We start from the raw sequence: 24543 nt of genomic DNA, 5'->3' as shown, positions 1-24543 counted from the left end.
GGCCCTTAATGGACAAGCAAAAAATAACCGCCTACGGCGATGAGCTTTACGAGGCCTGGGTGGCTTGCCGCCCGGTGCGCCCGCTGCTCGAACGCGAGCCGGAAATCACCATCGAGGATGCCTACCAGATCCAGGAGCGTTTCGTTGCCCGCCGCGTGCAGGCCGGAGAAAAGATCATCGGCAAGAAAATCGGTGCGACCAGCAAGCCGGTGCAGGATTTCCTCGGCGTCTATCAGCCTGACTTCGGCATGTTGCTTACCGGCATGGTCTTTCAGGAAGGCGACACGATCGATCTGGCGACGCTGATCCAGCCCAAGGCCGAAGCCGAACTCGCCTTCGTTCTCAAGGCAGACCTCAAGGGACCGGGTATCACGGCGATGGATGTCATTCGCGCCACCGACTACGTGCTGCCCTGTTTCGAGATTGTCGATTCGCGCATTGTGGACTGGAAGATCAAGATCCAGGACACCGTCGCCGACAACGCATCTTGTGGCGTTTATGTCCTCGGCAAGACCAAGGGCGATCCGCGCCAGCTGGATATCACGCTGGCCGGGATGGTGCTGGAAAAGAACGGGGAACTGTTCTCGACCGGCGTCGGTGCCGCCGTCCAGGGTTCGCCGGCCAATGCGGTCGCCTGGCTGGCCAATACGCTGGGCGAACTGGGCATTCCGTTCAAGGCCGGCGAGATCATTCTCTCCGGTTCGCAATCGGCGCTGGTGCCGGTGGTCGATGGTGACGAACTGGTGTGCACGGTTGGCGGCCTCGGTAGCTGCCGGGTCAAATTTTCCGGAAGGAGTGCAGCATGAGCATGAGCATCACCCTCGGCCGCGAGGACATCGTTCGCCTGTGCGAGCGTATCGAAGGCGCGCAGACCCGCGCTTATGCCATCCCCAAGCTGACCGACGAATACCCGCAGATGACCATCGGCGACGGCTACGCGGTACAACTGGAACTGCGCAAGCGCTTCCTTGCCGCCGGTCATAAGCAGGTTGGCTGGAAGGCGGGCCTGACCTCGAAGGCCAAGATGATCCAGATGGGGGTCAGCGTGCCGTCGATCGGTTTCCTGACTGACCGCATGGCGCGTCCGGAAAGCTCGGCGATCAAGACTTCCGACCTGGTGCATCCGCGCGTCGAGTGCGAAGTTGCCTTCGTCATGAAGAAGACCCTGAGGGGCCCGAACTGCACCCTGCAGGATGTGATGGATGCGACCGACTACGTGCTGCCAGCGGTAGAGATCATCGACTCGCGTTTCTCAGGCTTCAAGTTTGACCTGGAAAGCGTCGTTGCCGACAACGGTTCCTCGGCGCGCTTTGTCGGTGGCGGCCGGGCCCGTTATGTCGAGGATATCGACTTGCGCACACTCGGCGTGGTCATGGAAAAAAATGGTGAAATCGTCACCATGGGGGCTTCTGCTGCAGTGCTCGGGCATCCGGCCGAAGCCATCGCCATGCTGGTCAATATCCTGGGTGAACTGGGCGAGGAACTCCCCGCCGGCAGCTTCGTCATGAGCGGCGGCATCACCGAGGCCGTGGCTGTGAAGCCGGGCGACAGCATTGTGGCCCGCTTCCAGGATCTGGGCAGCGTCTCAATGCGATTTATCGACTAAAAGACCATAAAAGGAAACAGCACCATGCCAATTATTGAAATGCACCTTCTCGAAGGGCGTAGCGTCGAAAAGAAGCGCAAGGCAGTTGCAGCAATGACAGCAGCCTTGGTCGAGGCGCTCGAAATTCCCGCCGAAACCGTGCGGATATTGATTACAGAACATCCGGTCGAGCACTTCAGCGTTGGCGGTGTAACCGTCGGCCAGAGCAATGAAGCGGCAGGCAAGTAAGACCAAAAGCCAATTGAGGAAGAGATGAAAAAAATCAGATGCGCCCTGATTGGGTCGGGCAATATCGGCACCGACCTGATCTATAAAATCCAACGCAGCCCGGTCCTCGAGCCGGTCTGGATGGTCGGTATCGACCCGGAGTCCGAAGGCCTGGCTCGTGCCCGCGACATGGGGTTGAAGACCACCGCTGCCGGTGTCGACGGCCTGCTGCCCTACGTTCTCGAAGACAATATCCAGATCGCCTTCGACGCGACCTCGGCCTATGTCCATGCCGAGAACTCGCGCAAGCTCAATGAGTTGGGGGTCATGATGATCGACCTGACGCCGGCTGCCATCGGCCCGCTCTGCGTGCCGCCGGTGAACCTGCGCCAGCATGCCGACAAGGTTGAGATGAACGTCAACATGATTTCCTGTGCCGGCCAGGCGACGATTCCCATCGTCTCCGCCGTTTCCAGTGTGCAGGCGGTCGCCTACGGCGAGATCGTCGCCAGCCTCGCCTCGAAGTCGATCGGTCCGGGCACCCGCGCCAATCTCGACGAATTCACCTACACCACCTCGAACGCCATCGAAGTCGTCGGCGGCGCCCGTAAGGGCAAGGCCCTGGCCATCATCAACCCGGCAGATCCGCCGATGATGATGCGCAACACCATTTCTTGCCTGACCGACGAAGAGCCGGACCAGGCCCGCATCACCGCCTCGGTGCACGCGATGATCAAGGAAGTGCAGAAATACGTGCCGGGCTACCGCCTGGTAAATGGTCCGCTGTTCGACGGCAAGCGGGTCACCGTCTTTATGGAGGTCGCCGGTCTTGGCGACTACCTGCCGAAATATGCCGGCAACCTGGACATCATGACGGCGGCCGCGACACGCACCGCCGAGATGTTCGCCGAAGAAATCCTGGCTGGCAAAATCCAGCTCAAGCCTCTGGAGGTCGCGTGATGAGCGCCGAAACCAATCTCAAGGGCCGCAAGGTCGTCATCCATGACATGTCCCTACGCGACGGCATGCACGCCAAGCGCGAGCAGATGTCGATCGAACAGATGCTCAGCATCGCCACTGCACTTGACGATGCCGGTGTGCCGCTGATCCAGGTCACGCACGGCGCCGGCCTCGGCGGTAACTCGTTGCAGCACGGTTTCGCGCCGCACAGCAACGAGGAATACATCGGTGCCGTCGCCGCGAAAATGAAGCAGGCCAAGGTATCGATCCTGCTCATCCCCGGCCTGGGTACGATGAAGGAACTGCAGGCAGCCTACGACGCTGGTGCGCGCAGCGTGCACGTCGCTACCCACTGCACAGAAGCCGACACTTCGCCGCAGCATATCGCCTTTGCCCGCAAGCTGGGCATGGATACCAGCGGCTTTCTGATGATGGCCCACCTCAATACGCCGGAAGGGTTGGCACAGCAAGGCAAGCTGATGGAGTCCTATGGGGCTCAGACGGTGTACATCACCGACTCTGCCGGCTACATGCTGCCGGGCGATGTCAAGGCTCGGGTATCAGCGCTGCGTGCTGTGCTCAAGCCGGAAACCGAGATTGGCTTCCACGGCCACCACAATATGGGCATGGGCATCGCCAACTCTATCGCCGCCATCGAAGCCAGTGCCACCCGCATTGACGCTTCTGTCGCCGGCCTCGGTGCCGGGGCCGGCAATACGCCGACCGAAGTCTTTGTTGCTGTCTGCGAACGTATGGGCATTGAAACGGGCTGCGACCTGTTCAAGCTGATGGACATGGCCGAAGATCTGATCGTGCCGATGATGGAACATATGGTCCGAGTCGACCGCGCCTCGCTGACCCTGGGTTTCGCCGGCGTCTATTCGACCTTCCTGTTGCACGCCAAGCGGGCCGGTGAGCGTTTCGGCATCCCGGCACGCGATATTCTGGTCGAACTCGGTCGCAAGAAGATGATCGGCGGCCAGGAAGACATGATCGTCGATACGGCCATGACCATGGCCAAGGAACGCGGCCTGCTCAAGGAAGTGGCAGCCTGATTCGCTGGCTGGGGAGGTCAATCCTTTCCAGCCAACTTGCCGAGGTTCGTGATGGCTGAAGTTAAAGAATGGGTCGTTGTTGTCGGTGCCACTGGGGCTTTCGGTTCGGTGATGGTCGAACGCTTTCTTGCCCGCGGTCTTGGTGTGGTGGCGGTTGCCCGAAGTGAAACTACCCTGCAGGCATTGGCATCGGCAAATACAGGCCTGAAACCCTGTGTCGCAGATATCGGACAGGACAGTTCGATTGAAGCAATTCGAGCCGCTTTGCCTGGTCCCGTCCGCATGGTCGTACATGGCCCAGGTGTCAGTGTGGGTGGTGGTGTGCTCAACATCGACACATCGGCTTTGGTGGACGCAGTAAATATCAAGGTTGGTGGGTTGCTGCGACTGGTGCGGGCAGTCGACGCACATTTGCAGACAGATTCACGCCTCGTCGCCATTGGTGGTCACTACGGATTTGAGCCGACTGCCTACGCGGCTGCAGCTGGTGTCGCCAACGCTGCTCTCGTCAACGTTATACGACAACTCAGCCTTGCTTACGGCGAGCGAAGTATTACCGCGCATCTCGTCGCACCGGGACCGGCTGATACCGAGCGTCTCCGCCGGGTGGCAGCAGATCGTGCACGCTTGAATAACACTACTGTCGAGGAGGTAATGGCATCCATGCTCAACGAATCGTCGATCCATGCCTTCACCGAGCCGGGCCAGGTGGCTTGGGCTCTGGAAATGTTGCTGGCACCAGAAGCGTCAGCGATGACCGGCTCTTCCCTGATGCTTGATGCCGGCCGTAGGCGCGGTCTGCCGTAGAGGAATTCAAATGCCAATCTTGAACATTCATCTGGTTCGCGGTCAGAGTCCGGCGCCCGCGGTGGAAAATCTTCTGTTGCGCTGTAGCCAAGCTTTTGCCGACGGATTACGTTGCCCGATAGATCGCGTCCGCGTATTCGTGACCGAACACGAGGCACGCTTTATGTGTGTCGGGGGAAAGATGGTCAGTGATTCTGAGGTGATGGCCCCCTATTTTTCCTTTATCGTGCTTGAAGGGCGTTCATTGGAGGATCGGCAGAGTCTGCTCACCGCCTTTACTGACCTGATCGTAGAAATACTCGGTGCTCCGAGAGAATTGGTACGGGGAGGCATTGTTCCTGTTGCGCCGGAAGATTGGAGCATAGGCGGCGTTCCTGCCAGCCATTTGCGACAAACAGAAATCGAAGCTCGCCGGCAAATTGCAGCTAATTGATATCAATGAGAACGTGCCCTAAGTCCTAGTTGGGCCAATGTTTCCGTTGTGCTTTTGCTTACCTCTTGAATCTTGGAGAACAAATGAAACTTTACTTCTCTCCCGGTGCATGCTCCCTGTCGCCGCATATCGTTTTGTGTGAACTGGAGTTGCCGCATGAACTGGTGAAGGTTGATCTGGCCACGCACACGACTGCTGATGGCAAGGATTTCAATACCATCAATCCGAAGGGCTATGTGCCGGCTCTGTTAATTGACGGTGGCCAATTGCTGACCGAAGGACCCGCCATCGTGCAGTATTTGGCTGACCAGAATCCCGGCAAGTGTCTTTTGCCTCCTGCTGGGAGCCTGGAGCGGGTTCGGGTTCAAGAGTGGCTGACCTTCATTGGCACCGAACTGCATAAGAATTTCAGCCCACTGTTTAATCCAGCCGCCTCGGCTGATTGGAAGGCGGCGGCGAGGGCAAATATCGAGCGGCGTTTTTCCTTTGCAGAAAAAGCGCTGACAGGCCAAGACTATCTGACAGGCAGCGATTTCAGCGTTGCTGACGCCTATCTATTCACTGTAGTTAACTGGACTCGTTTCCTGCAGATCGACCTGGCGCCATGGCCTGCGTTAGTGGCATTCCATCGGCGAGTTCTGAATCGGCCCGCCGTTCAGGAAGCCTTGCGCACTGAGGGCCTTCTCTAAGCTGAAAACAGGAGTAATCGATTGACTACTCCTTGTCTTCCGGCGGGTGTGGAACCTTCTTGCCAGAGAGGCGATAGGCAACACGAGCCCTTGTGGTCCCAAGTATTTTGGCCGCGCTGGACACATTGCCCTTGGCGAGTTTCAGCGCTTCATTGATGATGGTGTCTTCCAAGCCATCCAAACTGATCTGGCCTGAGGCAAGACCTTTGCGCAGTAGTTCTGGCAGTAGTTCTGGCAGAAGTTCCTCAGAATCCACGTCGTTCCCGATATTTTCCAGAGTACCCAAAGTTTCGATGGGTTTGGGATCTTCCCCCCGGAGGTTTTCGCCGCTGTTGAATAGATGCGATATATCAATCGCACCATTTTCCGGCGCAAGAATGACACCCCTCTCGATCAGGTTTTCCAATTCCCGGATGTTGCCAGGCCAGGAGTAGAGCATCAGCGCTTCAAGCGCCGACTCGGTGAAGCCCGTAACCCTGCGCTTATGCATTGCGCAGTAACGATTGAGAAAATTCTCCACGAGAAGAAGTATGTCCTCCTTGCGCTCTCGTAAAGGGGGAATCCTGACGGGAAAGACGTTCAGGCGGTAAAAGAGGTCATCCCGGAATTTTCCCTGCTCTACCAGCTTGCGCAGGTCTTCATTGGTTGCGGCAATGACACGGACGTCAACGCGCCGTACGTGGGTATCGCCGATACGTTCGATTTCACCTTCTTGAAGTGCCCTTAATAACTTGCCCTGCGCTACGAGGCTGAGCGTCCCAATTTCATCAAGGAAGAGCGTTCCTCCATCAGCACGTTCAAATCGTCCCGGGCGCGACTGATTTGCACCACTGAATCCACCTTTCTCGACACCGAAAAGTTCTGATTCGATCAATTGCTCAGGAATGGCAGCGCAGTTGATTGCAATAAATGGTTGTTCAGTTCTATCACTGATGTTGTGCAAGGTTCGGGCAAACTGCTCCTTGCCTACGCCACTTTCTCCCAAAAAAAGGACGGTGGCGCGCGTTGGTGCGACACGTTGGATCATGTGACAAACAGAATTGAAGCCGGAGGAAACACCAACCAGGGTTATCTTGCTTGCAGAGTTTCCTTCAGGAGTTTCTGTACGATCAAATGAGAAGGTCTTGCTGCTAGGATTTTGAACAAACTCCTGGGGCTGCAGGTAACGAAAGTCGGAGTCCGGATCGTCCCACTGATCAAGAGCCTTTCCGATGATCTTGCAGGCTGCGTGGCCCATGCCTTTGCATTCCACTTCTCTGACCAGCATCGGGCGCCCAAGGAAGCTGGTTAGATAACCGTTTGCGTAGCCTTGCTGCATCCAGCAGACGGGAGCGTTGCTTTTGCCAAATGCAGCAATGTGTCTTTCAGCCTCGGCTGAGTTGTGCCAAATATATTCACCATAAAAGTGACCGGCCTCAACATCAACTTCTGTCGCCAGTGTTTCTGTCGTCAGATAACCTTCGATGGAGTGCAACTGTGGCCCAAGAGAAAAAGCGCTAGCGTCGTTAGAGCCAGCGCGATGACGACGGACAATCTCGGCATCTTTACTTCCCGAGTGATATCCCACTCGGGTAATGATCCCCCGTGCTTTCTCTATGCCCAGCGTCTCAATCAGTTCTCGGCGCAAGGCTCCCAGCGATGTGTTGTGTATCAGCATCATTCGTTGGTCGTCGAGCCATATTTCACCATTGCCCGGATCGAAACGAATCAATCCAGCCAAGTCCTCCAAGTCGGGAAAACGGTGTATTGCCTGGAAGTTTGGGCGAACAATGCGAATGCTTGGGTCAGGCGCACTGTTGAAGGACTTGTCCATCAGTTTCCTCTTTGGCGTCCGGTCGTCATCATCGATAGCGGGGAGGCGAAGTCCAAAAATTGGATTATCGCCGCCAGTCGCAATTTTTACTCAATAGTTGGAGATGCTTTTGTCGCAGCCTCCTGGCCGGAAGCTGTTTAGGAGTTCAGTAGTTGCTGCCGCAAGCAATAAGCCGTCAACACCAATAGCAATAAAGCGGGCGCCAGCGTCACTGTATTTTTCGACAATATGTTTTTCACTGCACAGCACGCCCCCAGCTTTTCCTGCGGCGCGAGTTCTTTTCAGTCCGTTGGCGATAGCATCAACGATACTGGGATGATTGGATTGACCCAGTAGCCCATAGGATGCGGCAAGGTCGGCTGCGCCAAAGAAAATGCCGTCAATGCCTTCCACAGCCAATATTTCATCTAAATTGTCGTAGCCGCGTCGAGTTTCGACTTGTAGCAGCAAGCACATCTGATCATTTGCCGAAGCGTTGTAATCTTGAATCCGGCCCCAGCGGGAGGCTCGAGCCAACGCCGCACCGACCCCTCTAATCCCTGATGGGGGATAGCGCATCGCTTGCACGAGTCCTGATGCTTGCTCCGCCGTTTCTACCATGGGGATAAGAAGCGTTTGGACGCCAGTCTCAAGCAATTGCTTGATCAGAACGTGGTCACCCTGTGGTGGGCGGACTATCGCTTGCGATACGTAGGGTTCAATCGCCTGTAGTTGAGCCAGAATGCTCCGAAGATCATTCGGGCCATGCTCGCCGTCTATGAGCAGCCAGTCGAAGCCTGTCCCGGCACAGATTTCGGCACTAAATGTTTCACCTAATCCGAGCCAAAGGCCAAGTAATGTTTTATCCGTTTTAAGGTCAGCCTTGAATTGATTGAATGGAATATCCATAGCGAGAACTTCCTAGATCAGGGATGGGCGACAATTAAACCTAAAAATCTCAGTTGGTGATGTGCAGCTTGCTCGAACCGCTGGCAGGCTATGGGTTTGCTGTTGATCGAGGGAGTCACCCGATGGGTGAGTCGAAATTGAAGCGTCTGGACGCCGAGGAAATGCTTTTGTCGTGTGCGGGGGTGCAGACGGCGGGCGGTCGCGTGCGTGTTCGCTGGGAAGCAGATGGCGCGGCCACGCCGATGGGGCAACTGGCGTACTTCATCGAGTTCCTGACCCTGACGGGGCTGTGGTCGGGCTGGCAGGATCGCTGCCCGCTGTCGTACTCGAGCCCGAACGCACCGACCAGGGCCGATGTGCTCGGCACCTGGATGCTGTCGATTCTGTCGGGGCACCGGCGCTACTCGCACGTCACGACGATTCGCTGTGACGGGGTCAATCCGGGGCTGCTGGGGATGAACAAGGTGATCAGCGAGGATGCGCTGCGCCGGGCGCTGGTGGCGATTCCCGAAGACAAAGGGGTGAGCTGGCTCGACGACCACCTGCGCGAGAGCACCGCGCCCTTGCTCGATGTGCCCTGGATTCTGGACATCGACACAACGATCAAGCCGCTGTACGGCAAGCAGGAGGGGGCGGTCGTGTCGTACAACCCGAAGAAGCCGGGGCGGCCTTCGCACAGTTACCACACCTACCTGATGGCCGGGCTGCGCCTGGTGATGGGGGTCGAGGTCAAGGCGGGCAACGAGCACTCGGGCAGTCACACCTTGCCCGGTCTGCTCAGGATCCTCGATGAACTGCCCGCCCATCAGCGGCCCAAAATCGTGCGCGGCGATTGCGGTTTCGGGTCGGACGGCATCATGCGCGAGCTCGAAGCGCGCGCGCAGCCCTATCTGTTCAAGCTGCGCCTGTCGAAGAACGTCAAGCGCCACATCGAGCGTCTGTTCCGGGTCTCGGGCTGGTGCGATGCCGGTCAGGGCTGGGAAGGGATCGACAGCACGCTGGCACTCACCGGCTGGGAGGACAAGCGCCGCGTGGTCGTGCTGCGTCGCGCCTTGAAGGGCGAGATGCTCGTCGCCCAGGAGGACAACGGTCAGCAATTGCTGGGCTTCATCGAGGCCGACCGCAAGGGCGCAAAGCGCATCACCGGCTACGAGTACGCCGTGCTGGTCACGAATCTGGACCACGAAATCCTCTCGCTCGGCCAGCTCTACCGTGACCGGGCCGACGCGGAGAACGCCTTCGACGAGCTCAAGAACCAGTGGGGCTGGGGTGGCTTCACCACGCACGATCTGCATCGCTGCCAACTGTCCGCGCGTGCCGTGGCGCTGATCTACAACTGGTGGAGTCTGTTCGTGCGCCTGGCCAACCCCGAAGCCCGACTCGAGGCCATCACCAGCCGGCCCTGGTTGATGTCCTCGGTCGGTCGGCGCACCGAGCATGCCGGCCAGACCACGATCACGCTCACTGGCCAGCATGCCTACTTCGACAAGGCCCGGCAGGTGCTCGTGCGCGTGTCCAGCCAGCTTCAAGCCTGGATGAGCGAAGCTGCGGAGCAGTTCACCGCCCCATCGGTCTGGCTGCGCTGTTGCGACCATCTCAAGCGCACCATCGCGGCCATCGGGCCACCGGCACCCCTTCGTTTGCTGACCGATCATGCAAACCGGGTGGGGTAACTGAGGTTTTTAGGTTAAATAGCATCGTCTAGTTTTAGTCGGAACGATTCAGTAATCTACTGTTTGGCAATTCGGCTGGAGCCACCCGCCCAGAGAAATGCGCAGCCTAAGGAAATCGCTAGGTTTTCCCACCATGGCAAACATGATGAATTATTCATTCCTTGCACTGAAAGCGCCATCATCGTTAAGGTTATCCCGGCAATCCGCAGGATCTGATTGCGCTTAAACATGTACTTTCCTTACTGCTCCATAGGATTAATTTGAAGGGGGAGACCTTGCCTTTGTTAATCCCTCAACTATCTGGGAGCTCAGTGGATACTGTCCAATATATATTTATCTCGTGTTCAATACCTGATCGGTATCGATTTGTTCAGTTTTTGAACGTGAGGCGCGGACCCCATACAAAATCTAGCGCTAAGGACGATTCGGTAGTGAAGGGCTCCTTACTGTCAGATTGCTGACTAAATAAGTCAGCAGGTCGAATCGCAGCAAAGGCCGAACGTCAGCCTTATGCTAGGAGCAATAGTCGACAATTCGGCCTTTGCTGACGATGGGGGTATCGCCTGACTCGGGCAGCAATGTGCCAGTCACCTGCCGTTCAACTAGAAGTCACGTCGAACGGCAGCTTCTCCATCCGACGAGCTCACACAACCGACCCAATGCGGACTTTGGTCACGTGGTCGATTGAAGGGCAGCTTTTCAACAGCAACCGGCCGATTGCTGCGAACAGCCCAGACAGCCGCGTCTTTATCAAGAACCCATAACCAAAACTCGCTCGATGGCCTCGGCAAAAAGCATGGGGTCTTCGGCCCCTGCGAGCATGAGCTTTCGCCCGACGATGAAGGTAGGAACTGCGGTCACACCCCAGGCCCTGGACTCCCTTTCCTGTTCCTGCACAAGCTGATTGTCTTCATCAGAGTTCAAGTATTCGACGATGGCAGTCTCTCGGTAGCTACACTCTACGGCGATTTTGGCAAGGACAGCCTCATCACCAAGGTTCTCTCCGCGCTGAAACTGCCCTATTAATAGCCGCTCTACCAAAATCTGCGCATCGCCGCTTTGTTGTGCCCAGTGAATGAGTCGATGCGCCTGAAACGTATTGACTAGGACCTTGATGTCTTCAAACCGGTAATCCAGTCCATAGGCAGCGCCAGCATCACGCACATGTTGGAATGCCGCTTGAACCCGTTCGGGGCCACCAAACTTCTTCACCAGGTGAGGCAGGTAAGGCTCACCCTCTGGCGACACGCTGGGATTCAGGAAGAACGGGCGCCAACGCTTGATGCAACGAATATCAGGATGCCTGCGCCGGACAGCCTCAAGGGCCAAGTCCAGCCGGCGCAAACCTATGAAGCACCACGGGCAGACAACGTCGGAAACGATTTCAATGGTCAAAGGCTGCGACGGGTTCATGGGCAACGTCTCTCATCGATGAAATATCCGGGGGAGCCATTTTTCTGCGCCTGACTTTGCATATCGCCTACCAGCCTCTCGCCAAGTGCCAGTAGCACTTTAGCGCGCTCTAGGTCATCGATGAATCGCCGGGGAATACCGGACAGGCCAACCATCGCGCCACTGAGAGCGCCTGTCAGCATGGCGCGTGCCTGGTTCTGACCACCACCGTTTAGGGCGTGCAGCACGGCAGATTCGAAGTCGTCTTGGAAGCGGGCCGTCAGGTAGTAGGCAGCTGGAAACTGGTGATGGACCCCGCAAGGAAGGCCGTAGAGCAAACTTACTTTGGAGGCAGGCTCGATGCGAATTCCCGAGTCGTGTGCTGCCCGGGCAACGCCCGATGGCGTCACCAAGGCATCGTGAGAAGGAAAGAACGTCTCCATACATGGCTGACAGTCGGTGTGTATTTGTACCTCTAGCCTTCCCTGAGCGGCAGCGTGGAGTGGTTGCACTGCTGAATTGAAGCGAGCGATTCGTTTGTCGGCCTTGATACGGTCCATGAGTTTGTCGGATATGTCGGCATCAAATCGATGCCCTTCCACCAACATACCCAGTACCGCACCGTATGTGGTCGTTGTAGTCAGGACGTTACTGTTTGTTTGAGTTAGCGCTGTATTGGCAGTCACTGCCCATGCCAGTTTGGCCGGATTGAGCGCATAGCGCACCGCAATAGCGATAATACGTTCGGCAGCCTCCGTGTTATCGACATCACTACCGAAGCTCCCCCAAGCCAGCCCTTCTTGGACTCGGTTGCGCCAGGCATCCCGAATCGATTGGCTGGTGTAGCCACCAGGGCCATTCATCGGGGTGCCGTCCAGTTTAGGAAAAAGCTCCGTATCCAGTCGTCGGCAAAAGTCTGCTTCGTCATAGCCGCCACACTCCACCGAAGAGCGTAGCGTCATCTCCAGCAAGATGCCCGACTGAGAAGGCTGTCCGGGCTCGACTCCCTCGTGATAACGCCCAGGTTTGGGGCGCGTATAGGAGTCAACCCATGGGCCGTAGTCGGCGACCATTTGGTCCAGGTCGTAATACCAGTGGGGGCCAATACCCAAGGCATCACCGATAAAAGCGCCCATCAGGGCACCCAGGGCACGGTCTCGGTAGTGGTCCGGGTTGGTCAATGGCATCACTTGCGCTTCCATACGGTTACCTCACTCAGGGTGTGTTGATGCTTGCGTCGCGTCTCGCGGATGACGAAGGGAACCGAGAGGGGGGCTTCGACCATGACGAACTTTCGGCCGAGGATTTCCTTGAGACCGTCCAGAGTGGTGCGGGATTCTCCATCCTTCTTGAACCCACCAATCCACTCGGAGCGTTTGGTGTATTCCTCCAGCCAGGTGTAGGGCGAGGCCAGTACCAGCAGGCCACCTGAGTTCAGGCGGTCAGCAACGGTATCGAGGAAGCGGCGCGGTGCGTAAAGTCGGTCGATGAGGTTGGCAGCCAGGATGAGGTCGAAGCCGCTGAAGATGTCCTTCAGGTTGCAGGCATCGCCTTGCCAGAACTCGACGCGTTGCGCAGTCTCCAGCAGACCCAGGCTGTCCAGGCGGCGTTCGTGGTAGCCGACCAGCTCGCCTTCCTCAGGCATGGTGTAGCGGATGGCGCCGGTTTCGGCCAATCGGATACCCACCTGGATGAAACGGGCGGAAAAGTCGATGCCGATGACCTTGTCGAAAGTCTTGGCCAACTCAAAACTTGCCCGGCCGGTCGCACAACCCAGGTCGAGGGCGCGCGCCTTGCCGCCGTTTCCGTGACGTCGATGGAAGTCGATGGCCAGTTGTGCCATGGCCTGCGGGAAATTCGGGACGCCAAGGGTCGTTTCACCGTAGTGGAATTCAGCGTACTGGGAAACCATGGCATCGGTCTCATAGGCCGACACGGGGTTTGGCACTGGTGTGTCTGTCACCACGTAACGGAAGCCGGCATGCTGGAAAAAGTGACGGCGGAAGGCATAGCGCGAGGCATGGCGGGATTCATTACCTGTGGCAATCCAGCTGCCGCCCTTGATGATGTTGTGCCGTTCATCAAAGGTCGGACTGGTGAAATCGTCATAGATGGGATGGACGTCGAAGCCGTCGAATGGATAAGTCGGCGTTTCGCACCATTGCCAGACATTACCCACCACATCCGCCAAATCACCGTGGATGAATCGATTGACCGGGCAACTCGAGGCCCAGTGGTCGAGATGCAGATTGGCAGCCGCTGGCGCATCATGAGGGACGTCAGACAGATGGACATGGTCATACATCCGATGCCATTCGTCCTCAGTCGGCAAGCGCACCGATTGGCCGGTTTCCCGCGCTTTCCAGCGGCAGAAGGCACGAGCCTCCAGGCAATTGGTTTCCACCGGCCAGTCCCAGGGCATCGGCACTTCTTCGGCCAGCAAGCGCAGCTTCCAGCCATCAGCCGACGGCACCCAGAACGTGGGAAACTCTGCCCGAGCATAACGGCGCCAACCCAAACCTTCTTCGTCCCACAGGCTGTCGTCGGTATAGCCACCGGCTGTCACGAACTCGAGAAATTCGCCGTTGCTGACCAGGTAGCGGGAGGCTTGAAAGGTTGGCACGTCAGCCTGATGGTGCCCGTATTCGTTGTCCCAACCGTAGATAGGGTCAGTAAGTGCTCGGCCAAGCACCACCCGTCCGCTGGGAATGTTCACCAGCGTGTTCCTGGGTGCTGTGCCACTGTCGCGGCAGGGTTGCCAGTCCGGATGGGGGGTGACGTACTTCAGGTCATGCTGACGCATCAGCACTGATGAGGTTTCCAGGTGGATACGGTCGTGCTCAATGCCCATCAGTACGACCCAGAATGTGTCATCCCAGCCGATGGGCAAGGAAAACGGCGTGTACCGAATCACGCCATCAATCACTTCACGGGCCTTGTTGCGGTAGGCGCGTACCTCTGCAACCGTGGGCCACTCGTAACGGGCGTCATCCAGGTCATCCCAGCTCATTTCATCCACGCCGATGGCAAACATGGACTCCAGCCTGGGGTCGATGCGTTTATCAATCAGGCCGGCGAGTAAGAATTTGTTGATGAAGAATGTGGCCGTATGGCCGAAGTAGAAAATCAGGGGATGTCGCAATGTGATGGGCTTCTTGTAATAAGCCTCATCGCAGGAGAGCACCTCGAATAGAGACTCGTAGCGGTCAAAGGTGGCATGGAAGTAATGCAGCAGCTCAGTACGCTTGGCTTCAACGTCGCTGCCAGCGAGAAAAGGGGTACGGGGAAACAGGGATTTCACAGCATTCAGCCTTCATAAATTTGGTGCTGATGGCAGTGTATTGAGCTACTTTACAATGGTAAAGTACGCACCTTGTGGTGCCTATAGGCTTTCAATCATGACCGAGCGCAAAACGAATCCGTGCTTTAAGCAATGTCCATCCAGGAAATTCATTGAGTTGATTGGCGACAAATGGGCGCTACTGGTAATGCATGCCCTTGCAAATGGTCCGCGGCGCAATGGCCAATTGATGCAGGAAATCGAAGGTATCTCGCAAAAGATGCTGACCCAGACCATTCGTCGGCTCGAGATGAATGGCCTGGTCGCTCGCCATGATTTCCAGACGATTCCACCTAAAGTCGAGTATTCGATGACTGAACTGGGATGTTCTTTCCGAACCGTATTGTCATCGCTCGATGACTGGTTGGACGAGCATGTGCCGGAACTCCTGACGCTTCCAGGTTGAGGGTATTTTTAGTGAAATATGACGGGGCTGGTCTGTCGTAGCTTTCCAAAGGACGGCAGGTAATTGCTCCAAAGCTGACGGCTAAACGGCTGGATTCGTGGGTTATTGATTGACCGCTCCTGGCCGGGAGCACACCTACGAAAAGATGCCAGAAAGCGGCCACACGGGGCCAAACCCGAGTAGCCGCTTGGTACAGGCTAGATTTCAGTCTGCTCCGAAATCTCCAGCGCATCGTCTACCTCGATACCGAGGTAGCGAACGGTGCTTTCCAGCTTGGAATGGCCAAGTAGCAATTGAACGGCACGCAGATTCTTCGTGCGCTTGTAGATCAGCGTTGCCTTGGTTCTCCGCATGGAATGCGTCCCATAGGCCGACGAGTCCAGACCGGCAGATTCAGCCCAGTGATGCACGATCCGTGCATACTGCCGAGTCGAGACGTGTGGCGACTTTGCGACCCTGCTCGGGAACAAAAACTGATCTCCGCGCAAACGTGACTTCTCAAGCCATGCCGTTACTGCCGTCCTCGTCGGTTCCGTCAGTTCAAATTGCACTGGCCGCTGCGTTTTCCGCTGGATCACCATGGCGCGGGATAGCACCTGGTTCCCATGGGTGATATCGCGGACCCGCAGGCTCACAAGATCGCAGCCACGCAGCTTGCTATCGATGGCCAAGTTGAACATGGCGAGGTCGCGGACCGCATGGGCATTCTGGAGGTAGATGCGGATGGCCCAGATATCCTTCGGCTTTAGCGGCGGCTTCTGGCCGACGAGCTTTCCCTTGTTCCAGGCCTCGCGTTTGTTGATGGTTTCCATCTTTGACTCCTTGGTTGTTGATCGGAGTCAGATTTTTCTGCCAAAGATAACGGGGGCTACCCGAAAAAACAACAGTACTGATCCGCGTCGACGGTAGCCAGAAATTCATCAATCGACTTCACAGTTGCGGCGGGCTGGTAGCCATGCCACTTCAGGTCAGAGCGTTTCCAGAATACCTTCCACAGATTCTGAGTTCGTACAAAGGTCGCCTTGGCGAACGGGCGCTCACGAGTGATCGCCGGATTGTCCCACTGCGGGCGAATCTCGAATATCTCAACGCTCTGGTCAGTCAGCCGATAGCCAATGTCGAGTTCCGGGCGTATGTGCGGTGGCGGGCGGCGCTTGGCCATGAACGCTACCATGGCATTTTCGATACGCTTCCTGTCGAGGTCGTTGAATGCCATGAGCTATGAACTGCCAGTTTGAGGGATCTCTGCCTCGACTGTAGTCATTGGCAACTTGAGCAACGCCTTCCCCAGAGTGTCAGCCATGTAATCCCAGATGCCGTACCCCATCTGTGCGTCGTCCCGAATATTCGTCAGTCGTTCGATGGTGTCTTCGAGCAAGGGTTCATCCAGGGCCGACAATACAATGCATGCCTCGCTGTACTGGAGCGCAAGCGCCTCGAGGTAGCCAACATCACCGTATCCGTAGTCCATGGAGAACTTGACTGCAGTTTCGCACCAGAACAGCCGCAGTTCCAGAATACCCAGCGGATCGCCGACGGCCTTGTTGTACTCTGATATCGCCTTTTTAGCCGCCGCTACCGAAATGTTGGCATTGCGCTTGCGGCTGATATCCGGGGCTAGCGCTGCCTGGATGCGTTGCTTGTAGGCTTCGAGTGGGTTCTCTCCCAAGCCGAAACGGGCATGAAGAAAGGTCTGGTTGTCTTTGTGGAAGACATAAAGGTCGGCAACCAGTTGTTGCAACCCCGCCCTGTCGAAGTCAGCGAGCTTGCTCTTGACGTCGGACCAGGTGACCTTGCTCTTAGGGCGCTTTGTGCGTTCGGTCATACACGGATTTGGTTTGCTTGTTCTGCGAATCCACCATTATCCTGAGACTGGCTATCCGAGACAATCCAGAAGAAATCGCCCCCCGCAGACACTATCCGGACATGATCTATGGGCATCAGGCCAACGGTAGCTTTGTGGCACACTGCCCGTACTGGCGCAATCGGCCAGTTGCGGCCTCTCAGCAATCCGCCAGCAAGGTCTCTATGATGTCTGCTTCCGGCCCAATACCAGATATTCAAGACGTAACCCTAACTGCATGGGGATAATTTAAGCAGAAGCTCGCGCCTGAATTTCAGCAGCTCGGCGCACACTTGCGGGAACACCACCAATGCCCCACAGGTCGGGTTTCGTTTCCGAAATGTGAATGCGGATACGCTGCTTATCCGCTCCAAGCGCATTACCAACCGCTTCGGTTACTTGTGCAATAAGCGCATGGTGCTGTTCCTTGGTGCGTCCCTCCAGAATCACCATCTGGATAAAAGGCATCTCAACGTCTTTCATCGGGCTCTCTTTTAGGACATCCTCTGCCGGCACTCCGCAGACTCCCCAAAGTTCAGGGTCAATTTCAGTAATCCAAATTTCTAGGCGGTCAGCAGGCGCTTGTAGCACTTTCATAACCACTGACGAAACGTCTGCCAATACTTGGCGGAGTTGTTGGCGCGTGTGTCCTTTAAGGACGTTGATATGGGCAACTGGCATGCTTTCATCCTCGGGGATAGGTACGACACATGAACTCTTTAGCTAACCAGAGGATGCTAACCAATGACCATTGGTCCAGATAATATCTAATTTGTTTGGTATCAATACCTTTCGGGTATTGCCCTTCCATGTCCGCTTCGGGCAACAAGCTGACATCCCCCGACCGATTAGGCCAAGGGCTGTTTTGGGTCGGGAGCACGTACTCACCGGATTAGAAAGCTGCCTGTCGCCGGGAAATACCCCCAAGGGCAGCTTACCGCCAGACTGCTGACCGACAGTAAGCAATCAGCCAGCGGCGGCAAAGGCCGACGACCTGTCGGTGACCAGCCGCCACGAACGGCCGCTCCACTCAGTCACCTGCCGTAGAACCTCGGATACCGTGTAGGACGGCTAAGGGTCGGGAGCACGTATTCGCCGGAGTAGAAAGCTGCCGGTCGCCGGGAAATGTCCCATAACGGCTGCTTACCGCCAGACTGCTGACCGACAGTGAGCCATCAGCCAACGGCAGCAGTGGCCGATATCCGGACCGCCACTAGCTCCTCCCAGTCATCCCTAAACAACAAGCGAACTTGACCTCTTCAGGGAGATCAAGCGCTTATCCTCGTTCCTAATCAGTGCTTTGATCGCCGGGACACTCTTGGCCTTCCGAGCCACAACTCTCGTCTTCCAATGTGCCGTCAGCCTCATTGGACGAATCACACTGGCGAGGCCTTCCCGCAGAGGCTTGGTTTGAGTCGGAGCAGATATGGGTGACAATAGAGGTTTTAGTGCATTCGATTCCAGAGCATCAATGTGGGGCATCAAAATAAATAGCGGGTATCTAAGCGGGTATCTATGCTTGTTGTCTGATTCGGTTGCCATGTAGAACAATAGGATAGGCTCAATATGCTGCTGATGATCGATAACTACGACAGCTTTACCTACAACATCGTCCAGTATTTTGGCGAACTCGGGCAGGACGTGAAGGTTTTTCGCAACGATGCGATTTCAGTCGCCGAAATCGCCCGCCTCAAACCCGACTATCTGGTGATCTCCCCCGGCCCGTGTGCGCCGGCGCAGGCAGGTATTTCGCTGGCTGCGATCAAGGAATTTGCCGGCAAGATCCCGCTGCTCGGTGTCTGCCTCGGTCACCAATCCATCGGCGAGGCTTTCGGCGGCAAGATCGTGCACGCCAAGCAGCTGATGCATGGCAAGGTCTCGCCGGTGCATCACATGGATGTCGGCGTTTTCAAGGGGCTGCCCAATCCGCTGACCTGCACCCGCTACCACTCCCTGGCCATCGAACGTGAATCGCTGCCCGACTGCCTGGCGGTCACGGCGTGGACCGACGATGGCGAGATCATGGGCGTACGCCACAAGACGCTGCCTGTCGAAGGTGTGCAATTCCACCCCGAATCCATCCTGACCGAGCGCGGTCATGACCTGCTCAAGAACTTCCTGGACGAACACAAGAAATGACTCCGCAAGCTGCCCTGCAACGCGTCATCGAGCATCGCGAAATCTTCCATGACGAAATGGTCTCCCTGATGCGCCAGATCATGGGCGGTGAAGTTTCGCCGGTCATGATCGCCGCCATCGTCACCGGACTGCGTGTCAAGAAGGAAACCATCGGCGAGATCGCGGCCGCCGCGTCGGTAATGCGTGAATTGGCCACGCCGGTCAAGGTGCCTTACGACAACCGCTTCGTCGATATCGTCGGTACCGGCGGCGATGCGGCGCACAGCTTCAATATTTCCACCACGTCCATCTTCGTGGCGGCGGCCGCCGGTGCCAAGGTGGCCAAGCATGGCGGACGCAGCGTGTCGTCCAGTTCCGGCAGCGCCGACGTGCTTGAGGCGCTGGGCGCCAATATCATGCTGTCGCCCGAGCAGGTCGCCGCCTGTGTCGAGGAAACCGGCATCGGCTTCATGTTTGCGCCGAACCATCACAGCGCCATGAAACACGTTGCCCCGGTGCGCCGCGAGATGGGTGTGCGGACGCTATTCAATATCCTTGGCCCGCTGACCAATCCGGCCGGTGCGCCGAATACGCTGATGGGCGTCTTCCATCCCGACCTGGTCGGTATTCAGGTTCGCGTCATGCAGCGACTCGGTGCTGAGCGCGTGCTGGTCGTGCACGGCAAGGACGGTCTGGACGAGATTTCGCTCGGCGCCGCCACCCTGGTCGGTGAACTGAAGAATGGCGAGGTTCATGAATACGAGGTTCATCCCGAAGACTTCGGTCTGCAGATGATGTCGCTGCGTAACCTGCAGGTGTCCAGTGCCGAAGAGTCGCGGGAGACCATGATCGGCGCCTTGGAAAACAAGCCCGGTGCGGCGCGCGAAATCGTCTGCCTGAATGCCGGTGCGGCACTCTATGTCGCCAATGTCGCCGACAGTATCGGCGATGGCATCGCCAAGGCTCGCGAAGCAATTGCCAGCGGTGCGGCGCGTGCCAGGCTGGATCAGTTCGTTCAATGCACGCAACGACTGGGGAGCAAACCGTGAGCGACATTCTTAACAAGATCATCGCGACCAAATACGAAGAGGTTGCCGCAGCACGCGCCGGCAAGGCGCTGGCGACGGTAGAGGCCGAAGCCGCTGCGCAGCCGGCTGCCCGTGACTTTGTTGGTGCCATTCGCAACAAGATCGCGGCCGGTCGGCCGGCGGTCATCGCCGAGATCAAGAAGGCCAGCCCGTCGAAAGGTGTCATCCGTCCCGATTTTCAGCCTGCCGATATCGCCCGCAGCTACGAACAGCACGGTGCTGCCTGCCTCTCGGTGCTAACGGATCGCCTGTATTTTCAGGGGTGCCCGGAATACCTGCAGGCCGCGCGTGCCGCCTGTTCTCTTCCCGTGCTGCGCAAGGATTTCATGGTTGATGCCTATCAAGTCGCCGAAGCGCGGGCGATGGGGGCCGACTGCATCCTGCTCATCGCGGCCGCCCTGGGCCTGGCTGACATGCAGGCCCTGGAAGCGCAGGCCATGACATACGGCATGGCCGTGCTGGTCGAAGTACACAACGGCGAAGAACTCGATGTCGCGCTGCAACTGAAGACCCCTCTCCTTGGTATCAATAACCGCAACCTGCGCACTTTCGAGGTTACGCTTGATACCACCCTCGGTCTGCTCTCACGCATCCCGGCCGACCGTATCGTCGTCACAGAGAGCGGCATCCTGAAACCGGAAGACGTCGCGCTCATGCGGGGAAACAAGGTAGAAACCTTCCTCGTCGGCGAAGCTTTCATGCGTGCGCCGGAGCCGGGCGTCGAGTTGGCGCGTTTGTTTGCTTGAGCGTGTTGCGGCAATACAACAAAGTCCGCCAAAAGCGTGGCGGCAACGCAAACACAGGTTGCCCGAGGGTTTTGCCCTTGCGACAATCGACGCAACTTCTCGATCCGAGAGGTAAAGCTTGGAATGGCTTTCGGGTCAAACCAAAAACTAACCACTAAGGAGATTTTCTGATGCAAAAGAAGATTATCGCTCTGGCCATCGCTGGTCTGGCTTCTACCGCTGCTTTCGCACAAACCAACGTCACCATCTACGGTGTTGCTGACGCTACCTTCGACAGCGTCAAGGCTACCGGCGGCACGAACGCTGGCGGGTTTAGCACCAATGCACAAGGTGCTCAAGTTGCTGGTGCTCACAATCAATCCGAGCGTCTGGACTACAACAATCGTAACCGCGTCACTTCCAACTCTTCTTACATCGGCTTCAAGGGTGTTGAAGATCTGGGCAACGGCCTGAAGGCTGTCTTCCAGTTCGAGAGCGGCCTGAACACCGATGGTACCGCCGGCGTTTGGAACAACCGTGACTCCTTCGTTGGTCTGGCTGGTGGCTTCGGTACCATCGTTGCCGGTAACCTGACTGGCCCGACCCGCGCTCTGGGTGCCAAGTTCGACGTCAACTCCGGTGCGACCGGTATCGGTGCCAACACCGCCCTGCTGGGCAAGTTCTCCGGTGGTTCGGGTGCCGGTCACTTCGATCAGCGTATCAACAACGCTATTGCCTACGTTTCGCCGACCGTCGGTGGTTTCAACGGTGTTCTGGCTTACTCCACAGGTTTCACCACCACTGGTCTGGCTGGTCACGAGTCCATGGGACGTGACAATGCAGCCCAAGGCAACACTGCTTGGACCTTGGGCTTGAACTTCGAAACCGGCCCGGTTTATGTTGGTTACGCCTACACTGCAGTTAACGCTGCCGGTAATGGTTCTGTTGGTGATGTTACTGCCCTGAACGCTACTAACTCCGCATTCACCACCACCGCTGGTGATGGTCTGGCTGCTGGCTGGAACAAGGTTGATAATCATCGTCTGGGCGTCATGTACAAGGCTGCATTCGGCCAAGTTGGCTTCCTGTTTGATCGTGCTCGTATCGACCCGACCACCGGTTCCGATCTGAAGCAGAACACCACCTATCTGTCTGGCAAGTTCAACCTGGGCAAGGGTGCCATCCTGGCTCAGTGGGGTCACGCCAACGACCTGAAGGGTAACGGCGTCGACAAGGAAGGTGCTAACCACTACGTTGCTGGTTACGAATACAACCTGTCCAAGCGCACTGTTCTGAAGGCTATCTACAGCCGCATCAATAACAAGAACAATGCTAACTACGACTACATGTACGGCGTTTCCGCTCCGAACACCACCGCTACCGCTGGTGGTGGCCTGGCTGACGGTTCGCAAGTTTCCGGCTTCAGCGTTGGTCTGCGTCATTCCTTCTAATCTGGCTTAAACCAGATCTGAAAATAAACGGGAGCTTCGGCTCCCGTTTTTATTTGGGCTTTGCCTATTGCGTGCATCGTTTTCCGTGCTTGTGCTGTAGATGCTCGGTATGAGGCGCTTACCTGGGAATCTGCTTTACCGGGAGGCGTGTTTGTCCTGTTGCGCCACCTCTTTTAGCTATCCGGCGCTATCGTCTTGGTAAATTGGGCGAACCCTGCTGGAGCGTCGATCTTGCTTGAGTGCTGGGGTGTGCGAATTCTTCAGTGTGCCGAGTTGATCGATTTTTGTAATAATCGATATACTTTCCCCTCTGTGCTGTGTGTCCCTTCGTGACTGGTGTTCAGTTTTTACTGGATGTTTCGAAGGGTCGAATGGGGGCGTGGTGCATAGTCGGTTTTCTGCTCATTTCGAGTACGGTGATTTCCATGATTAGTGCGAGGTAACGGGATGCCAACACCGGCGCTCACGCTTAAGCTCAAAAAATATAGGCGGCGATTTGGTGTTTTGTCACCACGAGTGGTTATTCGTCAGCATATGCCTCTTTCTTGGTTCTGGTTGTTTTCCATCTTGTTCGCCTTTGTTATGTTCGGCTTGGGGTGGTTTGCCGCGAATAATTGGGGGGTAGGAGTTAAAGATGAGGGCGAGACCGATCTGCTCAGACAGTTGCAATTGCAACATGATGAACTGGCTTTACTCCGTTCGGTGGCGGGCTCTGCTCAGAATGCGTTGAGCATTGAGCGGGCAGCGCATCAGCAGCTACTTCTTAAAATTGGCGTGCTTGAGTCTGAAAATGGGGTCTTGAAAGAGGAGATGAAAATACTCGAGCGCTTGATGCCGCCGGGGTCTGAGACGGACCTTCGGGCAAACAAAAAAAATTCGCGCTAACGCCGCTTTGTAAGGCGGTGCTCTCGATTAGGCGTGCCCCAGCGAGTCTCGTCTTTTGCAAGGTAGTACGATAAGGTTCAAGCCTTGGATGCAAATTTAGGAGTTGCGATGTTTGGCAAAAAGGAGCAAAACAAGCCGCTGGGGCGAATCGATAGTCTGATCGGTGCGGGAACTAGGGTTGAGGGGGCTGTCTACTTTACGGGTGGTTTGCGTGTGGACGGTGAAGTGAAGGGCAGCATTCAGGCGGTGGAGGGCGCTTCATCGTCAACCTTGATTCTGAGTGAGCATGCGCGTGTCGAGGGGGCTGTTAGGGTTGGTCATTTAGTCACGAATGGTTCGGTAGTCGGTCCGGTTGTGGTGACTGAGTCACTGGAAATGCAATCCAAGGCGCGCATTGTCGGGGATGTTGAGTACGCGACAATAGAAATGCACCAAGGGGCTGTGATCGAGGGGCGCTTGGTAAACGCGATTGGGCAGTCCGTGGAACTTAAGGGCGCGACGCCTGCCTAATACGATTGACCGGGATTGTGCGGACTCGCATAATCGTGCGTGAATTTTTTCTGGAGTTTTGCTCATGAATGCAGTTGCCGAAATGTCTACCCCTTTCGTTTTCACCGACAGCGCAGCCGGTAAGGTTAAGGAGTTGATTGAAGAAGAGGGAAATCCGGCGCTCAAGTTGCGGGTTTTTGTTACTGGCGGTGGCTGCTCGGGCTTTCAGTACGGATTCACTTTTGACGAAGAAGTGAACGAAGACGATACGACGATGGAGAAAAATGGCGTGACGCTGTTGATCGATCCGATGAGCTTCCAGTATCTGGTTGGTGCAGAAATTGATTACTCCGAAGGTCTTGAGGGGGCGCAATTTGTCATTCGCAACCCGAACGCTACCTCTACCTGTGGTTGTGGGTCTTCCTTCTCTGCTTGATTAATTGAGCTTTCCCAAAAGGGCAGCTTCGGCTGCCTTTTTCTTTTTTGGCTATCGCGTTTAAAAAATTTGGTGCAGGGTATTGACGGTGGTTTTTGAATCTATATAATGCGCACCTCTTCTGCAGCGGCGGGTGTTTTCGGCGGTGCGGGAGGTCAGGCAGAAAGTGAGTTGATTGAAAAATAAATTCACGAAGAGCTTGACGGGAGTTGGGAAGTGCTTCATAATCTCGCTTCTCT

The 24543-nt window shown here is 56.5% G+C and carries 27 protein-coding genes; 17 read left to right on the top strand and 10 right to left on the bottom strand.

What is annotated here, in order from left to right:
- The first annotated feature begins 8 nt into the window (after positions 1–8).
- The 8 genes from dmpE to gstA all read left to right on the top strand — a co-directional run bounded on the left by dmpE (position 9) and on the right by gstA (position 5757).
- A complete protein-coding gene (gene dmpE / locus F1002_RS17535) occupies positions 9–806 on the top strand; it encodes a 2-oxopent-4-enoate hydratase (protein WP_150430345.1) in 798 nt (265 codons plus the stop codon).
- Positions 803–1606, top strand: a complete 804-nt coding sequence (gene dmpH, locus F1002_RS17530) for a 2-oxo-3-hexenedioate decarboxylase (RefSeq protein WP_150430344.1) — start codon at positions 803–805, stop codon at positions 1604–1606. Before dmpE ends, dmpH begins: the two co-directional genes overlap by 4 nt.
- Positions 1607–1630: 24 nt before the next feature.
- Complete coding sequence (locus F1002_RS17525) at positions 1631–1834, top strand: 2-hydroxymuconate tautomerase family protein (protein ID WP_150430343.1); 204 nt, start codon at positions 1631–1633, stop codon at positions 1832–1834.
- A 24-nt stretch (positions 1835–1858) separates the two neighbouring features.
- Positions 1859–2773, top strand: coding sequence for an acetaldehyde dehydrogenase (acetylating) (locus F1002_RS17520; protein ID WP_150430342.1), 915 nt, complete (start codon positions 1859–1861; stop codon positions 2771–2773).
- A complete protein-coding gene (gene dmpG / locus F1002_RS17515) occupies positions 2773–3828 on the top strand; it encodes a 4-hydroxy-2-oxovalerate aldolase (RefSeq protein WP_150430341.1) in 1056 nt (351 codons plus the stop codon). The genes F1002_RS17520 and dmpG overlap by 1 nt, the downstream gene beginning before the upstream one ends.
- A gap of 51 nt (positions 3829–3879) precedes the next feature.
- Positions 3880–4635, top strand: a complete 756-nt coding sequence (locus F1002_RS17510) for an SDR family oxidoreductase (RefSeq protein WP_150430340.1) — start codon at positions 3880–3882, stop codon at positions 4633–4635.
- A gap of 10 nt (positions 4636–4645) precedes the next feature.
- Positions 4646–5068 carry a tautomerase family protein gene (locus tag F1002_RS17505; protein WP_150430339.1) on the top strand — a complete coding sequence of 141 codons (423 nt, stop codon included), beginning with the start codon at positions 4646–4648 and terminating at the stop codon, positions 5066–5068.
- A gap of 83 nt (positions 5069–5151) precedes the next feature.
- Entirely contained in the window at positions 5152–5757 is a 606-nt protein-coding gene (gene gstA, locus F1002_RS17500; protein ID WP_150430338.1) for a glutathione transferase GstA, read from the top strand.
- A 25-nt stretch (positions 5758–5782) separates the two neighbouring features.
- Here the strand turns inward: gstA and F1002_RS17495 are convergent, their stop codons facing one another.
- On the bottom strand, positions 5783–7570 hold the full coding sequence (locus F1002_RS17495; RefSeq protein ID WP_150430337.1) for a sigma-54-dependent Fis family transcriptional regulator: 1788 nt from the start codon (positions 7568–7570) through the stop codon (positions 5783–5785).
- Positions 7571–7660: 90 nt separating this feature from the next.
- Entirely contained in the window at positions 7661–8458 is a 798-nt protein-coding gene (locus tag F1002_RS17490) for an aldolase/citrate lyase family protein (protein ID WP_150430336.1), read from the bottom strand.
- A 59-nt stretch (positions 8459–8517) separates the two neighbouring features.
- Between F1002_RS17490 and F1002_RS17485 the strand changes: the two genes are divergently transcribed.
- A complete protein-coding gene (locus F1002_RS17485) occupies positions 8518–10131 on the top strand; it encodes a transposase (protein ID WP_223879668.1) in 1614 nt (537 codons plus the stop codon).
- Positions 10132–10187: 56 nt separating this feature from the next.
- On the opposite strand, the gene F1002_RS21055 is transcribed toward F1002_RS17485, so the two are convergent.
- The 4 genes from F1002_RS21055 to ovoA all read right to left on the bottom strand — a co-directional run bounded on the left by F1002_RS21055 (position 10188) and on the right by ovoA (position 14824).
- Positions 10188–10361 (bottom strand): hypothetical protein, encoded by a 174-nt coding sequence (locus tag F1002_RS21055; RefSeq protein WP_191090460.1) that lies wholly within the window; start codon positions 10359–10361, stop codon positions 10188–10190.
- A 520-nt stretch (positions 10362–10881) separates the two neighbouring features.
- The gene (locus tag F1002_RS17480; RefSeq protein ID WP_068588550.1) at positions 10882–11544 is read right to left on the bottom strand and encodes a DsbA family oxidoreductase; all 663 of its coding nucleotides are present in this window, start codon (positions 11542–11544) and stop codon (positions 10882–10884) included.
- Positions 11541–12725, bottom strand: a complete 1185-nt coding sequence (locus F1002_RS17475) for an ADP-ribosylglycohydrolase family protein (protein WP_150430335.1) — start codon at positions 12723–12725, stop codon at positions 11541–11543. Before F1002_RS17475 ends, F1002_RS17480 begins: the two co-directional genes overlap by 4 nt.
- Positions 12710–14824, bottom strand: coding sequence for a 5-histidylcysteine sulfoxide synthase (gene ovoA, locus F1002_RS17470; RefSeq protein ID WP_150430334.1), 2115 nt, complete (start codon positions 14822–14824; stop codon positions 12710–12712). The genes F1002_RS17475 and ovoA overlap by 16 nt, the downstream gene beginning before the upstream one ends.
- Before the next feature lie 97 nt (positions 14825–14921).
- On the opposite strand from ovoA, the gene F1002_RS17465 reads away from it, so the two are divergent.
- Positions 14922–15269, top strand: coding sequence for a helix-turn-helix domain-containing protein (locus F1002_RS17465; protein ID WP_013124624.1), 348 nt, complete (start codon positions 14922–14924; stop codon positions 15267–15269).
- A gap of 197 nt (positions 15270–15466) precedes the next feature.
- Here the strand turns inward: F1002_RS17465 and F1002_RS17460 are convergent, their stop codons facing one another.
- The 4 genes from F1002_RS17460 to F1002_RS17445 all read right to left on the bottom strand — a co-directional run bounded on the left by F1002_RS17460 (position 15467) and on the right by F1002_RS17445 (position 17793).
- Positions 15467–16081, bottom strand: a complete 615-nt coding sequence (locus F1002_RS17460; RefSeq protein WP_150430333.1) for a tyrosine-type recombinase/integrase — start codon at positions 16079–16081, stop codon at positions 15467–15469.
- Positions 16082–16137: 56 nt separating this feature from the next.
- Positions 16138–16485: a DUF3024 domain-containing protein gene (locus F1002_RS17455; protein WP_150430332.1), complete on the bottom strand. Its 348-nt coding sequence runs from the start codon at positions 16483–16485 to the stop codon at positions 16138–16140.
- Positions 16486–16488: 3 nt separating this feature from the next.
- A complete protein-coding gene (locus F1002_RS21050; RefSeq protein WP_191090459.1) occupies positions 16489–17094 on the bottom strand; it encodes a hypothetical protein in 606 nt (201 codons plus the stop codon).
- A 267-nt stretch (positions 17095–17361) separates the two neighbouring features.
- Positions 17362–17793, bottom strand: a complete 432-nt coding sequence (locus F1002_RS17445; RefSeq protein WP_150430331.1) for a 2-hydroxymuconate tautomerase family protein — start codon at positions 17791–17793, stop codon at positions 17362–17364.
- 885 nt (positions 17794–18678) lie between these two features.
- Between F1002_RS17445 and F1002_RS17440 the strand changes: the two genes are divergently transcribed.
- The 7 genes from F1002_RS17440 (at position 18679) to erpA (ending at position 24304) form a co-directional block, all read left to right on the top strand.
- Positions 18679–19251, top strand: coding sequence for an aminodeoxychorismate/anthranilate synthase component II (locus F1002_RS17440; RefSeq protein ID WP_150430330.1), 573 nt, complete (start codon positions 18679–18681; stop codon positions 19249–19251).
- Positions 19248–20279: an anthranilate phosphoribosyltransferase gene (gene trpD, locus F1002_RS17435; RefSeq protein ID WP_150430329.1), complete on the top strand. Its 1032-nt coding sequence runs from the start codon at positions 19248–19250 to the stop codon at positions 20277–20279. Before F1002_RS17440 ends, trpD begins: the two co-directional genes overlap by 4 nt.
- Positions 20276–21064: an indole-3-glycerol phosphate synthase TrpC gene (trpC, locus tag F1002_RS17430; protein WP_150430328.1), complete on the top strand. Its 789-nt coding sequence runs from the start codon at positions 20276–20278 to the stop codon at positions 21062–21064. Before trpD ends, trpC begins: the two co-directional genes overlap by 4 nt.
- 170 nt (positions 21065–21234) lie before the next feature.
- Positions 21235–22494, top strand: a complete 1260-nt coding sequence (locus tag F1002_RS17425) for a porin (RefSeq protein WP_150430327.1) — start codon at positions 21235–21237, stop codon at positions 22492–22494.
- A gap of 447 nt (positions 22495–22941) precedes the next feature.
- On the top strand, positions 22942–23379 hold the full coding sequence (locus F1002_RS17420) for a hypothetical protein (protein WP_150430326.1): 438 nt from the start codon (positions 22942–22944) through the stop codon (positions 23377–23379).
- Between the two features lie 108 nt (positions 23380–23487).
- Positions 23488–23889 (top strand): polymer-forming cytoskeletal protein, encoded by a 402-nt coding sequence (locus F1002_RS17415; protein ID WP_150430325.1) that lies wholly within the window; start codon positions 23488–23490, stop codon positions 23887–23889.
- 64 nt (positions 23890–23953) lie between these two features.
- Positions 23954–24304: an iron-sulfur cluster insertion protein ErpA gene (gene erpA / locus F1002_RS17410; RefSeq protein WP_150430324.1), complete on the top strand. Its 351-nt coding sequence runs from the start codon at positions 23954–23956 to the stop codon at positions 24302–24304.
- Positions 24305–24543 lie beyond the last annotated feature (239 nt).

Source organism: Dechloromonas sp. CZR5 (assembly GCF_008711155.1).
In the GTDB taxonomy this organism is placed as follows: Bacteria; Pseudomonadota; Gammaproteobacteria; order Burkholderiales; family Rhodocyclaceae; genus Azonexus.
Note: the sequence above shows the minus strand (reverse complement) of the source record. Positions and strands in the feature narration are given on the sequence as shown.